At 65.9% G+C, this 14,883-nt stretch carries 13 protein-coding genes; 9 read left to right on the top strand and 4 right to left on the bottom strand.

Translation table 11 applies throughout. The annotated features are described in order from the left end of the window. Window positions 1-20: 20 nt before the first annotated feature. Entirely contained in the window at window positions 21-1,250 is a 1,230-nt protein-coding gene (gene hemW / locus DFO47_RS10400; RefSeq protein ID WP_018761397.1) for a radical SAM family heme chaperone HemW, read from the top strand. A 69-nt stretch (window positions 1,251-1,319) separates the two neighbouring features. Here hemW and DFO47_RS10395 read toward each other — a convergent pair whose 3' ends face one another. Both DFO47_RS10395 and DFO47_RS10390 read right to left on the bottom strand, forming a co-directional pair. Beyond that, window positions 1,320-1,730 (bottom strand): DUF4870 domain-containing protein, encoded by a 411-nt coding sequence (locus DFO47_RS10395; protein WP_018761396.1) that lies wholly within the window; start codon window positions 1,728-1,730, stop codon window positions 1,320-1,322. A 119-nt stretch (window positions 1,731-1,849) separates the two neighbouring features. After that, window positions 1,850-2,701, bottom strand: coding sequence for a DUF3097 domain-containing protein (locus DFO47_RS10390; RefSeq protein ID WP_133831581.1), 852 nt, complete (start codon window positions 2,699-2,701; stop codon window positions 1,850-1,852). Window positions 2,702-2,874: 173 nt separating this feature from the next. On the opposite strand from DFO47_RS10390, the gene hrcA reads away from it, so the two are divergent. The 3 genes from hrcA (at window position 2,875) to DFO47_RS10375 (ending at window position 5,879) form a co-directional block, all read left to right on the top strand. Further along, the gene (hrcA, locus tag DFO47_RS10385) at window positions 2,875-3,888 is read left to right on the top strand and encodes a heat-inducible transcriptional repressor HrcA (protein WP_109044563.1); all 1,014 of its coding nucleotides are present in this window, start codon (window positions 2,875-2,877) and stop codon (window positions 3,886-3,888) included. A gap of 84 nt (window positions 3,889-3,972) precedes the next feature. Next, complete coding sequence (gene dnaJ / locus DFO47_RS10380) at window positions 3,973-5,100, top strand: molecular chaperone DnaJ (RefSeq protein WP_109044564.1); 1,128 nt, start codon at window positions 3,973-3,975, stop codon at window positions 5,098-5,100. Window positions 5,101-5,102: 2 nt separating this feature from the next. Beyond that, window positions 5,103-5,879 (top strand): 16S rRNA (uracil(1498)-N(3))-methyltransferase, encoded by a 777-nt coding sequence (locus DFO47_RS10375; RefSeq protein ID WP_133831580.1) that lies wholly within the window; start codon window positions 5,103-5,105, stop codon window positions 5,877-5,879. Here the strand turns inward: DFO47_RS10375 and DFO47_RS10370 are convergent. Next, window positions 5,866-6,786: a GerMN domain-containing protein gene (locus DFO47_RS10370; protein WP_133831579.1), complete on the bottom strand. Its 921-nt coding sequence runs from the start codon at window positions 6,784-6,786 to the stop codon at window positions 5,866-5,868. The genes DFO47_RS10375 and DFO47_RS10370 overlap by 14 nt on opposite strands. 383 nt (window positions 6,787-7,169) lie before the next feature. Between DFO47_RS10370 and DFO47_RS10365 the strand changes: the two genes are divergently transcribed. The 5 genes from DFO47_RS10365 to DFO47_RS10345 all read left to right on the top strand — a co-directional run bounded on the left by DFO47_RS10365 (window position 7,170) and on the right by DFO47_RS10345 (window position 12,682). Then, a complete protein-coding gene (locus tag DFO47_RS10365) occupies window positions 7,170-8,258 on the top strand; it encodes a PhoH family protein (protein WP_026264475.1) in 1,089 nt (362 codons plus the stop codon). Further along, a complete protein-coding gene (ybeY, locus tag DFO47_RS10360) occupies window positions 8,255-8,728 on the top strand; it encodes an rRNA maturation RNase YbeY (protein ID WP_133831578.1) in 474 nt (157 codons plus the stop codon). Before DFO47_RS10365 ends, ybeY begins: the two co-directional genes overlap by 4 nt. After that, the gene (locus tag DFO47_RS10355) at window positions 8,725-10,056 is read left to right on the top strand and encodes a hemolysin family protein (protein ID WP_018761388.1); all 1,332 of its coding nucleotides are present in this window, start codon (window positions 8,725-8,727) and stop codon (window positions 10,054-10,056) included. Before ybeY ends, DFO47_RS10355 begins: the two co-directional genes overlap by 4 nt. Continuing rightward, on the top strand, window positions 10,040-10,999 hold the full coding sequence (gene era, locus DFO47_RS10350) for a GTPase Era (RefSeq protein ID WP_018761387.1): 960 nt from the start codon (window positions 10,040-10,042) through the stop codon (window positions 10,997-10,999). Before DFO47_RS10355 ends, era begins: the two co-directional genes overlap by 17 nt. A 96-nt stretch (window positions 11,000-11,095) precedes the next feature. Continuing rightward, window positions 11,096-12,682: an LCP family protein gene (locus tag DFO47_RS10345; RefSeq protein ID WP_133831577.1), complete on the top strand. Its 1,587-nt coding sequence runs from the start codon at window positions 11,096-11,098 to the stop codon at window positions 12,680-12,682. 103 nt (window positions 12,683-12,785) lie between these two features. Here the strand turns inward: DFO47_RS10345 and DFO47_RS10340 are convergent, their stop codons facing one another. Then, on the bottom strand, window positions 12,786-14,738 hold the full coding sequence (locus tag DFO47_RS10340) for a M13-type metalloendopeptidase (protein WP_133831576.1): 1,953 nt from the start codon (window positions 14,736-14,738) through the stop codon (window positions 12,786-12,788). Between the last annotated feature and the right edge of the window lie 145 nt (window positions 14,739-14,883).

Here is a 14,883-nt window from a genome sequence, read left to right as displayed (position 1 = left end):
GCGCAGCGGGGGACCCGCTGATGCCCAGCGTTCTTCCCCTTGGCGACCCGGCGCCGTCGGACGGCCTGCTGCCTGCTCAGGCAGCGGACGGTGCGGCGGCCCGGGCTTTCGGCTTGTACGTCCACATCCCGTTCTGTGCCGTGCGCTGCGGGTACTGCGACTTCAACACGTACACGGCCACGGAACTCGGCGGCGGAGCTTCCCAGGATGCCTATGCGGGCACGGCCGTCTCGGAAGTGGGGCTGGCCGCGCGGGTACTGCAGCGTTCAGGCGTCCCGGCACGCAAGCTCAGCACCGTTTTCTTCGGCGGTGGCACGCCTACGCTCCTGCCGGCCGGCGACCTCGCCATGATTCTTCGTGCCGCCATCGACCAGTGGGGAATCGAAGAGGACGCGGAAGTCACCACGGAGGCCAATCCCGACTCCGTCACGCCCGAATCCCTGGCCATCCTCAAGGAAGCCGGTTTCACCCGGGTGTCGTTCGGCATGCAATCCGCTGTCCCGCACGTCTTGAAGGTCCTGGACCGCACCCACACCCCGAGCCGGGTTCCGCAGGTGGTCCGGTGGGCCCGGGAGGCGGGACTTGCCGTCAGCCTGGACCTGATATACGGCACGCCCGGTGAATCCCTTGCCGACTGGCGGTACTCGCTCGAAACAGCCTTGTCCTACGAGCCCGATCACATCAGCGCCTATGCGCTGATCGTCGAGGAGGGCACCAAGCTCGCCGCACAGATGCGGCGCGGCGAGGTCCCGGGAATCGACGACGACGACCACGCCGACAAGTACGAGCTCGCCGACCAGCTGATCACCGAAGCCGGGCTGGGCTGGTACGAGGTCAGCAATTGGGCCCGGACCCCGGACCAGGCCTGCAGGCACAACCTGGCCTACTGGCGGGGCGACGACTGGTGGGGGATAGGGCCTGGCGCACACTCACACGTGGGCGGCGTGCGCTGGTGGAACGTCAAGCACCCTGTGGCCTACGCCAACCGGCTCGCGCAGGGCTATTCGCCGGCTGCGGGCCGCGAAACCCTGGATTCGGACACCAGGCGACTGGAGCGGGTGATGCTGGAGGCGCGGCTGCAGTCAGGGCTCGACGTCTCGACGCTCAGCACCTTGGGCCGCCATGAGGTGGCGGGCCTGATCGCGGACGAACTGGTGGAACCGGCCGCGGCGTTCCACGGACGGCTGGTCCTCACCCTGAAGGGCCGGCTCCTGGCGGACGCCGTGGTCCGCAGGATCCTGCCCGACTAACCGCAGCACGAACCCGGCCGGGCTTGCGGGGGCTTGATTGCGCTGGGAGCCGCTGGGAGCCGCTGGGGACTATTTGATCCAGCGCAGGTTGTACGGGTAGCGGTGCGGCTGGCCCCGGTTGACGTGGATCCCTGCGGCCACCGAGAAGCAGGTCAGCGCCACCCAGATCAGCGTGGCGATCACGGCGAAGATGTTGCCCACGTAGGGAATGAACACCAGGATGTTGGCCAGGACCGCGGCGATGGTGGGCGGCAGGCTGAAGTTCAGCGCTTCCTTCGACTCCTGCGCGGTGAACGGTCCGCGGTCCCGGAAGATCAGGTAGATCAGCAGGGACGGAATGCACCCCAGGATCCCGCCGAAGTGGGCCAGCGTGGCCCATTGGCGGTCTTCGCTGGCCGTGAGCGGCAGCGCATTGGCGGGGACGCCATGGTACTCGGAACGGCCTTGGCCATCCCTGTGATCACGTGCGTTTTCTGCCACAGTCTGTTTTCCTTCTGGGGTGCAAGTGGTGCTGACGACTAATAAGGACTCGGTGACATGCTGTGAAAAGCAAGGCATCGCAGTATCCAGAATACTGGGTCGCGGGGCGGGAGCGGCTTTCAGGGCACGGTGAGGAAGTCGATCACTTCCTCAACCCGCCCCAGCAGCGACGGTTCCAGGTCGGCGTACGTGCGGACGGCGCCGAGGAGCTTTTGCCACCCCAGCCCGACATCTTCCTTGGTGGAGTGCGGCCAGCCAAAGGCCTTCAGGATGCCGGTCTTCCAGTCCTGACCGCGGGGAATCGCCGGCCATTGCTGGATGCCCAGCACCGCGGGGCGGATGGCCTGCCACACATCCACGTAGGGGTGGCCGACGATCAGGACATTTCCGGCGGCACCAGGGGAGGCCATCACAGCCTCGGCGATGCGCGATTCCTTTGAATCGGGCACCAGGTGGTCCACGAGGACCCCAAGGCGGCGCCCAGGTCCCGGCCTGAAGTCCGCCACGGCGGCCGTGAGGTCGTCGATGCCGTGCAGGGGTTCGACGACGATGCCTTCCACCCGAAGGTCGTCTCCCCACACCTTCTCCACCAGTTCAGCGTCATGCTTGCCTTCCACCCAGATCCGGCTCGCCTTTGCGACCTGGGCGCGCTGCCCTGCCACCCGAACCGACCCGGACGCGGTCCGCCCTGCGGCGGGACCGGCCCCAGCGCGGGCGGGCGCCGGCGGCATCAGGCGGATCGGCTGTCCTTCCAGGAGGAAGCCGAAGCCCAGCCGGAAGGACCGCGATTTTCCGCGCCGGTCCTCGAGGGCAACCACGTGCATTCCGCCGGACTTCTCCACCCGGGTGACAGCCCCAACCCAGCCGGACTGGACTTCCTCAAGCACCATGCCGCGCTCCACGGGAACCTCCGGCAGTTCGGTCCGGGCAGGGGCGGAAATCCCGCGGGGGCCCCAGTTCTGGTAGTCCATGGATTCGATCCGCCTCGCATTAGGTCCTCACCCCCGGAGTTTCGCCCGGAGCGGTACCAATGCTAACAACGGGCCGAGGCATAATAGACTGTTAGCACTGAGGCATGTCGAGTGCTAACCCCTGGGCGGCACCGGACGGGGCACGCGCCCCGGACCGTGGATGGAGGTGGAGAGTGAGCGAGCCACGCAAACTGGAAGTGCTGCGGGCGATCGTGGAGGACTACGTCCACTCCCGCGAGCCGGTCGGCTCAAAGGCGCTGGTGGAGCGCCATCATCTCGGTGTGTCCAGCGCCACGATCCGCAACGACATGGCGGCGCTGGAGGATGAGGGCCTGATCACCGCGCCGCACACCAGCGCAGGGCGGATACCCACGGACAAGGGCTACCGCCTGTTCGTGGACCAGATCTCGGCGGTCAAGCCACTGTCGGCCGCAGAGCGGCGGGCCATCCAATCACTCCTGGAAGGAGCGGACGACCTCGACGACGTCCTGGACCGCACGGTCCGCCTCCTGTCCCAGCTGACCAACCAGGTGGCAGTGGTCCAGTACCCGCACTTGAGCAGGGCCCTGGTCCGCCACATCGAATTCGTGCTGCTGGCACCGCGCAAAGTACTCGTGGTGCTGATTGCCAACAGCGGCAAAGTCGAGCAGCGCGTGATCGACGTCGGCCAGGACCTCGGTGACGAGGCGCTGGCGGAGTTGCGGACCCGGTTCCTCGGGGCCTTGGGCGGCACGTCGCTGAGCCACCTCGCGCAGGCCTTGCCCGCCGTCGTCGCCGCCGCGCCGCACCCTCAGCGCCAGGCCGCGCACGCACTCGCGCTTGGGCTGGAGGTTTTGGCCCAGAGCAGCCGGGAAGACCGGATGGTCATGGCCGGAACGGCCAACCTGGCCCGGTCCAACGTAGACTTTCCACTCAGCATCGGCCCGGTGCTCGAAGCACTCGAGGAGCAGGTGGTGATGCTGCGGCTGCTGAGCGAAATGGCACAGGACCACCGCGGCGTGGCCGTCAGCATCGGACGGGAGAACCCTTACGACGGCCTCGCGGAGGCATCGGTGGTGGCCACAGGCTACGGCCCTGACAGCGCCGCGAAGGTAGGGATCCTTGGCCCCACACGGATGGACTACCCCACCACCATGGCCGCCGTCAGGGCCGTGGCCCGCTACCTTTCCAGGATTTTGGGGCCCTGATCCTCCGTTGCCGGACCACGTCCGGCAACGGGACCGGACACCGGGCCCAACGGCACGCAGTACAACAAGGAAGAGATACGAACTTTGAGCAGCCACTATGACGTCCTTGGAGTCTCCCCCGAAGCTACGGGCGAAGAGATCAAAAAGGCCTACCGCAAACTGGCCCGCACCCTCCACCCGGACGTAAACCCCGGGGCGGACGCGTCGGAACGCTTCAAGGCAGTCACTCACGCCTACGAGGTCCTCTCCGACCCCCAGAAGCGCCGCATCTACGACACCACCGGCAATGAGAACGGAACGGACAACGGCTTCGGCGGTGCGGGCTACGCGGGCCAAGGGTTCGCGTTCCAGGACATCTTCGACACCTTCTTCGGCGCCGGCGGTACGTCCGGTCCGGCGTCCCGGGTGCGCAGGGGCCAGGACGCGCTCATCAGCGTCCGGATCGACCTCCGCGACGCCGTCTTTGGCGTCAACAAGAAGCTCGAAGTGGACACCGCCGTCGTCTGCCCCACCTGCGACGGATCGTGCTGCCGCCCCGGCACGCACCCCGAGCGCTGCGATATCTGCGGCGGCAGCGGCCAGGTCCAGCGTGCCGTCCGCTCCATTCTTGGCCAGGTCATGACGGCGGCCCCCTGCGGCACCTGCGAAGGCTTCGGCACGGTCATCAAGGATCCCTGCAACGAATGCAGCGGCCAGGGCCGCATCCGCAGCCGCCGCTCACTGACCATCAAGGTCCCTGCCGGTGTTGCCACCGGGACCCGCATCCAGCTCTCCGGGCAAGGCGAAGCCGGCCCCGCCGGTGGCCCCGCAGGCGACCTCTACGTGGAGATCCGGGTCAACAACGACGCCACCTATGTCCGCGAAGGCGATGACCTGCACGCCACTTTGCACATCCCCATGACAGCGGCTGCCCTCGGCACGGACGTCAGCCTGGAAACCTTCGACGGCAGCCAGGAGATCGACGTCAAGCCCGGCACCCAGTCCGGCGAGGTCATTACCCTCCGCGGTCTGGGCGTCACCCACCTGAGGGGCTACGGGCGCGGAGACCTGAAGGTCCACCTCCAAGTGGACACTCCCGCCAAACTCGACGCCGCGCAAGAGGACCTGCTGCGCCAGCTGGCCAAGCTCCGTGGGGAACAGATCACCGAGGGTAAACTCGCTGCCAGCGGCGGGATGTTCGCCAAGCTCCGGGACCGGCTCGGTAACCTGTAGCGGTGAGCAACCCCGTATTCTTTGCCAGCCCCGGCTCGCTGGACGGCCTGGCGCCCGGCCAGGTCTTTGTCCTGGAAGGCCCTGAAGCCCGGCACGCAGTCACCGTGAAGCGCTTGTTGCCGGGGGAGGCCGTGGACATCGTGGACGGCGCCGGCGCCCGCATGACCGGCAAGGTGGCATCAGCATCGTCCTCCGCACTGGAAGTGGAGTGCGGGACCGTGGTGGCCGAAGACAGGCCCGAGGTCCGGCTGGTGCTGGCGCAAGCGCTGGCCAAGGGCGACAGGGACGAACTGGCCATTGAGACGGCAACGGAACTGGGCATCGATGCCGTCATACCCTGGCAGTCGGAACGGTCCATCGTCCGCTGGAAGGGGGACCGGGCCGCCAAGGCCCATGCCAAGTGGCAGTCGGCGGTTGCCGCTGCCGCCAAGCAGGCCCGCCGCGCCTGGATTCCCGAGGTCCGTGACGCCGTTGAAACGTCCGGGCTCTGCAACGCCGTGGCCGCCGCGGACCTGGCCGTGATCTTGCACGAAGACGCTGTCAGGCCCCTGCGCACCGTCCTGGAAGGATGGCAGGGGAGCGCGGGCACCGGGCCCCGCGAGATCCTGCTGATTGTTGGCCCCGAAGGCGGCATCAGTCCCCGCGAGGTGACGAAGCTCTGTAACAACGGCGCGGTGACGGCCCTGCTGGGGCACCACGTCCTGCGGTCCTCCACTGCCGGCCCGGCCGCCGTCGTGCTGGCCAGCGATATCCTGGGACGCTGGGCTACCGCACCCTAAAGGACCGGGTGTCCTCGTTCCGGTCCGGTTCTCCACCGGATCCGGCCTGCGCCATGTGGAGTTCATAGTCACCGGCCGGCAGGTTAAGGGCCAGTGTGAAGACCCCCGCCTGGCCCTGCTCCGCGGCCGCCGTCGTTTCGCCGCTCAGGAAAGGCGTCTTGCCGCCACCGTTGTCCGCAACCTGCAGGATTTGCCAGTGGAGCTTGGCTCCCGGCGACGTGCTGCGGCCCGTGATCTTCACGGTTCCTGCCGGGACTTCGGTATTTTCCTGCGGATCAATGATCCAGACCGGCGCCACCAGGCCGGCAGCACGGGTCATCAGGGCGCCCAGCTGGACCTTCCCGAAAGCGACGTAGTCGGTGTGCCCGTCCACGAGGATCCGGACCCGGACCTGCTGGCTGGTGTCGATCAGCCCCGAACTGGCGGCCGCCGCGGTGGCTGTATAAATCAGTTGCTGGATGGCGCGGGCAGCCATGTCAGCGTCGAGGTTGCTGTTGAACGCGTCAGCCGAAACGTCCACCGTAATGACGTCTTTGCCTGAAATCGAGGTGGCCAACTTATCCGGATTCTGCCACGGCGTGAAGAAATCGGGGTCGAGCGGCTTCTCCGACATCATGGCCCGCAACGCACGCGTTACCGGGTTGTCTTGCTCCGGGACGTCGCGGAATTCGCGGTACAGGAAAATGTTGCCGCCGCTGCGGCCGATCCAATACACGGGCGCCTTGTTGGAGGATTGGGTGGTCTCCAGCGGAGCGCTGGTGGACGGTGCGTCCGGCATGGTCCCGCCGGATGCCGGGACCGAGGCGAGGGTGCCGGTGGGCGATGGGCCGCCCTCAGCGGTGCAGCCTGCCAGTATGGGAACAAGCACCAGGACGCCTGCCAGGACCGCCGGGCGCAAGGGGCCCATCGTTCGGCCTGCCCTTTTGGGCACAGAGGTATCCGGCACTGTCCTGCCCTTGTCCTTTCGTGGCGTGGCGGGCCGATCCCCTGGCGGCCTGGAGTCCCAGCAGTTGCTGGATTTCCAGCATTGCACAGCGGTGCAGCCCAGCAGCGGTTCTGTGGCCCTCACGCCCCAACTGCAACGGGAACGATATGAGGCCGATATGAAGTTGATACCAAACGGCCGTGCCTGTGTGATGGGCAGCAGCCGGCCGTGCCCGCAGACGCCTGCTGCTGGCGTAAGATGATGGGATCGCTGGGCAAGGAGCACCGTGCAACGGGCGCCCCTTTCCGGCACGGAAAATTGGATTGAAGAACTTCGAGGGGACCACAGGCCTGCGGGCCAGCACCATGACTGAATCAGCGAATGGTAAGCGCCGGCTCAACACAGGCGACGGCAGCCCGGGGGAGTTTCCCCACTCACTGCCGGGCACCAGGACCGAAGTTGTCCTGTTTGAGAACTCGGACCAGATGGTTCAATCACTTGGCAGCCACGATGAGGCGTTGCGGTTCATCGAAGTCCAGTTCCCGGACGTCAACTTCCACGTGCGCGGCAACGAGCTCTCCATCAGCGGACCGGCCAGCGACGTCCCCCGGATCATGCGGCTCCTCCAGGAGGTCCGTGGCCTCGTGGCCCGCGGCACGGTGATCACCCCTGCTGTGCTGCAGCAGCTCGTGGCGCTCCTGCGCACCCAGTCACTGCAGAACCCGGTGGACGTCCTCACCCATGACATCCTCTCCAGCCGCGGCAGGACCATCCGGCCCAAAACGCTGAACCAGAAGAACTACGTCGACGCGATCGACGCCAATACGGTGATTTTCGGGATCGGGCCCGCGGGCACCGGCAAGACCTACCTGGCGATGGCCAAAGCCGTCCAGGCCCTGCAGCAAAAAGAGGTCAGCCGCATCATCCTCACCCGCCCTGCGGTTGAGGCAGGGGAACGCCTTGGCTTCCTGCCCGGAACGCTGAGTGACAAGATCGATCCATACCTTCGGCCGCTTTACGATGCATTGCACGACATGATGGATCCCGAGTCCATCCCTCGGCTGATGGCCGCCGGGACCATCGAGGTGGCACCACTGGCTTACATGCGCGGCCGGACACTCAACGACGCCTTCATCATCCTCGACGAGGCGCAGAACACCACGCCGGAACAGATGAAGATGTTCCTCACCCGTCTCGGGTTCGGCTCCAAGATGGTGGTCACCGGAGACGTCACCCAGGTGGACCTGCCGTTTGGAACGCGTTCGGGGCTGCGGATCGTGGAGGAAATCCTGCAGGGCATCGAGGACGTGAACTTCTCCGTCCTTGACGCCGCGGACGTGGTCCGTCACCGCTTGGTCGGCGACATCGTCAACGCCTACAGCGTCTGGGACGAAGCCCAGCGGAACCGCGTCAAGCACTCAGTCAACAGGGAAAAGCGGGGGGAACACGCGTGAGCATCGAGGTGAACAACGAGTCCGGCGTCCACGTCGAAGAAGCCGAACTCGTTGCACTATCGCGGTACATCTTTGAACAGCTCTACATCCATCCCCAGGCCGAGCTGTCCATCCTCCTGGTGGACGAACCGGCCATGGAAAAGCTGCACATTGAACTGATGGACGAACCTGGCGCCACGGATGTGCTCTCGGTCCCCATGGACGAACTCACGCCCGGAACCCCGGGTCGGCCCACGCCCCAGGGCATGCTGGGCGATATCGCAATTTGCCCGCAGGTGGCGAAGGTCCAGGCCAAGAACGCCGGCCACTCGCTGCAGGACGAAATGCTGCTCCTGGCCACCCACGGAATCCTCCACCTGCTGGGCTACGACCATGCGGAACCGGAGGAAAAAGCGGAGATGTTCGGCCTGCAGCGCGAACTCCTGACCGGATTCACCGGCAAAGAAGCACCCGCCGAGACGACCCAGTGACGCAACTGCTCCTCGTCGCGGTGGCACTGGTCTTCCTTGCCGTCGCGGCACTGCTGACAGCGGCCGAAGCCGCCTTCAGTTTCCTTCCCCGGCACGACGCGGAAGCGGCACTGCACAAAAGCCGCGGCACGGCCATGCGCCGCATCCTCGCGGAGCCGGTGGCACATACCCGGGCCCTCCGGTTCTGGCGTGTCTGGTTCGAGATGGCCTCGGCCGTGGCAGTGGCCGTCCTGGTGGCCAGCCTCCTGGACAACGTCTGGCTGGCAGGCCTCGTAGCCACCGGCATCATGGCCGTTCTCGGGTTCGTGATCGTAGGTGTCTCACCCCGACAGCTCGGGAGACTGCACTCCACGACCGTGGTGCGGTTCACCGCCCCGATGGTCCGTTTCCTCACCAGTGTGCTGGGCCCCATTCCCGGCTGGCTCGTGGCCCTCGGCAGTTCCGCTGCCCCGGGAGCACCGGGCGGGGACGACGCATTCTTCAGTGAGCAGGAATTCCGTGAGCTCTTGGACCGGGCCAGTGAATCGGACATGATCGAGGACACCGAGGCGGAAATGATCCAGTCGGTCTTCGACTTCGGCGACACCCTGGTCAGGGCCGTGATGGTGCCGCGGACCGACATCGTCAGCATCGACGCCGGTTCCAGCCTCCACCAGGCGATGTCACTGTTCCTCCGCTCCGGATATTCACGGATCCCCGTGATCAGCGAAAACACCGACCACATCCTGGGCATCATCTACCTCAAGGACGTCGCAGCGGTCATCCACCAGCTGGAAACCGGTGAGGAGCCACCCGTCGTTGAGGCGTTGGCCCGGGAAGTGCGCTACGTGCCCGAGTCCAAACCCGTCAGTGACCTCCTGCGCGAATTGCAGAAGGAATCCACCCACGTGGCAATCGTGATCGACGAGTACGGCGGTACCGCAGGCCTGGTCACGCTGGAAGACCTGATCGAGGAAATCGTCGGCGAGATCGTGGACGAATACGACACCGAAAGTGCCGAGGCTGTGGCGCTGGGTGACGGCTCCTACCGGGTCAGCGCCAGGATGGGCATCGACGATCTCGGCGAACTTTTCGACCTGGAGCTCGACGACGACGAGGTGGACACCGTCGGTGGCTTGCTGGCCAAGGCACTTGGCCGTGTCCCGATCGTAGGCAGCAGCGTGGAAGTACAGGGAGTGTCCCTTCGCGCTGAGCGGCTGGAAGGCCGGCGCAACAGGGTCAGCCACATCATTGCGGCGCCCGTACCAAGAGTAGAGACTGACTTTGAAGGCCTCCTGGAAGAGGCCGAAACAACCCAGCAGGGAGTTCCACGTGAGCAAGAAAAATAAGGACGCGGCGCCGGACGATTTCGGCGGCTTCCGCGCAGGGTTTTCGATCCTCGTCGGCAGGCCGAACGCCGGCAAGTCCACCCTGACCAACGCGCTGGTGGGCAAGAAGGTGGCCATCACCTCGGCCAAACCGCAGACCACGCGGCACACCATCAGGGGCATCGTCCACCGTGAAGACGCCCAGCTGATCCTTGTGGACACCCCTGGACTGCACCGGCCACGCACCCTGCTGGGCAAGCGCCTCAACGACCTCGTCGCCGACACCCTGTCCGAAGTTGACGCCATCGGATTCTGCCTGCCGGCCAACGAGAAGATCGGCCCCGGTGACAAGTTCATCGCCACACAGCTTGCCGCCGTCGGGCGCAAACCCGTCATCGCCATCGTCACCAAAGCTGACCTGGTGGACAAGCAGGCTCTGACTGAGCAGCTCCTCGCCGTTGCGGCCCTGGGCCGCGAGGTGATGGGGGAGGACGGCTGGAAAGACATCGTGCCCGTCTCAGCCGCTGACGGTTTCCAGGTGGAAACCGTGGCCGACGTGCTGATCAGCCACATGCCGCCGTCGCCTCCGCTGTACCCGGACGGTGAGCTCACGGACGAGCCCGAGGCCGTAATGGTGGCCGAACTGATCCGCGAGGCGGCGCTGGAAGGCGTCCGGGATGAGCTTCCCCACTCCCTGGCTGTCGTCGTCGAGGAGATCGTCCCCCGGGAAGACCGTCCCGATGACAACCCGCTGCTGGACGTCCGGGTCAACCTTTACGTGGAACGGCCCTCGCAGAAGGCCATCATTATCGGCAAGGGCGGCAGCCGATTGCGTGAAGTGGGCACCAACGCCCGAAAGGGTATCGAAGCGCTCTTGGGAACCCGCATCTACCTCGACCTCCATGTCAAGGTAGCCAAGGACTGGCAGCGCGACCCGAAGCAACTGGTCAAACTGGGTTTCTGAGCAGCCCCCAGGGCGCCCAATGGAGCCGTCCTGCCGCATCTCCAGACTGGGCCACTAAAATGGACCGGACTTTGTACTAAGAGGAAGGTTCACCACGTGGGTCGAGGCCGCGACGAACGCGACAACGAGGCTGACCTCTCAGCCGGACCGGGACCGGTATCCCGGCACGCGGACGGCGGTGCCGCAGGGGCGGCGCGCCACCTGGGGCCGCTGCGCACCATGCCCCTGTGGCTGAAGATCCTCACCGGCGTGGTGGCCGCAGTCCTGGTGGGCGGGATCGCTTTTGCCGGCTTCTGGTTCTTCCGGCTGCAGGGCAACATTTCCAAGGCCCCATTGAACGCCGGCGGTGGCAGTACCGAATCGCCTGCCAATGATGCCACGGGCCGGATGCAGATCCTGATTCTCGGCTCGGACACCCGGGACGGGAAGAACTCCCAGTACGGGTCCGCTGACGATTCCACCGGCTATGGCAAGTCGGACGTGATGATGCTGATGGACATCTCCGAGGACAACAAGCGCGTCAACGTCATCAGCTTCCCGCGTGACCTCCTGGTCGACATCCCGCAGTGCACCGACCAGAAGACCAAAAAGGTCTACCCTGCCCGCAGTGGCGTGATGATCAATGAGGCCATGGGTGAGGCCGGCATCGGATGTGCCGTGGATACCGTCAACAAACTCACCGGCATGCAGGTGGACCACTTCATGATGGCCGACTTCAACGCCGTCAAAGAGCTCTCCAACGCCGTCGGTGGCGTGGAGGTATGCATCAGCGACGCCGTCTTCGACCCCGACTCGGGACTTCGCCTCCCCGCCGGGACATCGTCCGTCCAGGGCGAGATGGCCCTGTCCTACCTCCGGACCCGGCACGCGTTCGCCGACGGCGGCGATCTGGGCCGGATCAAGGCCCAGCAGGGGTTCCTGTCGTCGCTGACCCGCAAGATCAAGGACGAGGGGACGCTGTCCGACCCCGCCAGGATGCTCAAGATCGCCGACGTCGTCACCCAAAACCTGACAGTGGACGATGGCCTGGCCTCCGTTCCGGCCCTCCTCACCATCGGCAACCGGTTGAAGAACATCGACATCGGCAAGGTTGCGTTCGTGGCCGTGCCCACCACGCCGGCACCCACCGACCCCAACCGCCTGGTGATCGCCGAACCTGCGGGCGCCCAGCTTTTCTCCGCGCTCCGGAAGAACGTCGACCTGACCGACCCGACGGCACCCACCACCACGGCACCGGCCCCTGGCGAGTCTGCCACGCCAACGCCCTCGCCGACGGAGACAGCGGCGCCGGTACCCCCCTACAACAAGGCGATCCAGCCCGTCACCGTTGCCAATGGCAGTGGCGTCCCCGGCAGGGCGCAGGAACTTGTGCAGGCCCTGGTCAGCGGCGGCTTCGCCGCAACGTCGCAGTTCCAGGCACAGCCGGTGGCCAAGACGGCCGTTTACTACGGCCCCAACTTCGCCGACGTGGCCACCGACGTCGCCGCCCTGCTGGGCATTCCAGCCGAGCAGGTAATTCCGCTGCCGGCCATCCAGGGCGTACAGGTGTACGTGGGCAGTGACTTCACCACCGGCACTGCCTTCGGTTCCGGCGCGCCCGCGCTGCCGTCTGACATCGTCAACCAGACCGCAGGGGACAAGGTCTGCCAGCAGGCCAACCCTGCACTGATCGTCCGGCAGTAGCAGGCAGCGCCTTGCCCGGAGCAGGCGAAGGCTCCCGTAAACGAACAGCAGGCCCCGCCGGTACCGGCGGGGCCTGCTGTTTGCCCGGAATCCCGCGCGGCCGCTACCAGATGCTGACGCGGTCAGCGGCGGGCATCCACATGCCATCAGCCTCCGTCACGTCGAATGCCTCATGGAATGCGTCAAGGTTCTTGGCGATCGCGTTGGTGCGGAATTCGTTCGGGGAATGCGGGTCCGTGGCCAGGCGACGGACGGCTTCCTCCTGGCGGATGACCTGGCGCCAGCCCGCGGCCCAGGAGGCGAAGAAGCGCTGTTGCCCGGTGAAGCCGTCCAGGACGTCGGGTTCCTTACCGTCCAGGCTGATCAGGTAAGCCTTGTAGGCGATGGTGAGCCCTGCCAGGTCGCCGATGTTCTCGCCCAGCGTGAGCCTGCCGTTGACGTGGTGGCCGGGTGCCGCGGTGGGGGACAGGGCGTCATACTGCGCCACGAGCCGGGCCGTCAGGGCCTCGAATGCCTGGCGGTCCTCGTCCGTCCACCAGTTGCGGAGCGCCCCGCCGCCGTCGAACTGGGAACCCTGGTCATCGAAACCGTGGCCGATCTCGTGCCCGATCACCGCACCAATGCCACCATAGTTGACGGCGTCGTCGGCGTCGGCCGTGAAGAAGGGCGGCTGCAGGATGGCTGCCGGGAACACAATTTCGTTCATCATCGGGTGGTAGTAGGCGTTGACCGTCTGCGGCGTCATCAGCCACTTGTTGCGGTCCACGGGTTTGCCCACCTCATCCAGGTGCCGGTCCACATCGGCGTTGTGGGCGCGCTCCACGTTGCCCAGCAGGTCATCGGGCTTGATTTCGACGGCTGAGTAGTCGATCCACTCGTCCGGGAAGCCGATCTTGGCACGGAAGGCCGAAAGCTTGCGGAGGGCCTCCGCCTTGGTGTCCTCACCCATCCAGGCGACATCGTTGATGCTCCGGCGGTAGGCCTCGGTCAGGTTTGCCACCAGGGTCTGCATCCGGGCCTTGTGGGTTTCGGGGAAATGCCGTGCCACATAAATCTGGCCCACGGCCTCGCCCAGACCGGATTCGACCACCGCGACCCCCCGCTTCCAACGGTCCTTGTTCCGCGGGGTGCCGCTGAGCGTGGTGCCGTAGAACGCGAAGTTGGCGTCCACGAACGGCGAGGACAAGTAGGGTGCGGCGGCGCTGACGACGCGCATCGCCAGCCATTCCTGCCACGTGGAAAGCGGCACTTCGTCCAGGAGCGCGGTGGCCCCCGAAAAGAAGTCAGGCGTGCTCACCACGATTTCGGCCCGTTTGGCCGGCTCAATCCCGGCTGCCTCAAACCAGGTACCCAAAAGCGGGAAGAGCGCAGCGGCTTCATCTGCCGTTTTCAGGTTGTAGGTCTTCTGCGGATCCCGCAGGGTGACGTTGTCCCAGTGGTGGGCGGCGAGTTTCGTTTCCAGCTGGACCACCCGGTCAGCCGCACCATTCGGATCAGCCACGCCGGCCAGTTCGAACATCTTCCCCACGTGTCCGGTGTATGCCGAGACAATGGGAGCGAACTTCTCTTCGCGGTAGTAGGACTCGTCGGGCAGGCCCAGGCCGCCCTGGCCGGTGTAGAGCAGGACCCGGTCCGGATTACCCGCGTCCGGTGCCGGGTAGATGTAGAAGAGGCCGCCGACGTCGGCGCGGAAGAGCCGGCCGGCCAGCGCCATGAGCTCTTCGACTGACGCGGTGGCGAAGACTTCGGCCAGCCGGGCCCGGATGGGTTCCAGGCCTTTGCCCTCAACAGTTGCCTCGTCCATGAAGCTGTTGTAGAGGTCGCCGATCTTCCGTTCGATGCCCGTGGCATCCGCGCCCTTGGCCGCCGCTTCCTCGATAATGTCCCGGACGGCGATCTCGGACCCGTCACGGAGGGCAGTGAACGTACCTTCCAGGGGCCGGTCGTCGGGAATCTCGGTGGCTTTCAACCAGGCGCCGTTCACATGTTGGTACAGGTCATCCTGCGGCCGGACTGTGTGATCAATGGTGGACAGATCGATCCCCGAAATGGGCACTGAAACTCCTTTTTGCTGCGACGCCGCTGCCGGGCGAACACGGAGGCGTCTGCATGCTGGACTTTACGGACGGTAGTGCCCTTTCATCTTACGCACCCGTGTTACGCTCAAAGTGTGCGTGCAGAGCTCCTTCTCCTTAGCTGCC

The sequence above is a fragment of the Arthrobacter sp. AG258 genome (assembly GCF_004364695.1).
Lineage (GTDB): Bacteria > Actinomycetota > Actinomycetes > Actinomycetales > Micrococcaceae > Arthrobacter.
Note: the sequence above shows the minus strand (reverse complement) of the source record. Positions and strands in the feature narration are given on the sequence as shown.

Bases quoted from the DNA above. Each gene is read 5' to 3' on its own strand.
- hemW (WP_018761397.1), top strand. From the start codon at position 21: ATGCCCAGCGTTCTTCCCCTTGGCGACCCGGCGCCGTCGGACGGCCTG.
- DFO47_RS10390 (WP_133831581.1), bottom strand. From the start codon at position 2,701: ATGGACTACCAGAACTGGGGCCCCCGCGGGATTTCCGCCCCTGCCCGG.
- DFO47_RS10370 (WP_133831579.1), bottom strand. From the start codon at position 6,786: ATGGGCCCCTTGCGCCCGGCGGTCCTGGCAGGCGTCCTGGTGCTTGTT.
- DFO47_RS10365 (WP_026264475.1), top strand. From the start codon at position 7,170: ATGACTGAATCAGCGAATGGTAAGCGCCGGCTCAACACAGGCGACGGC.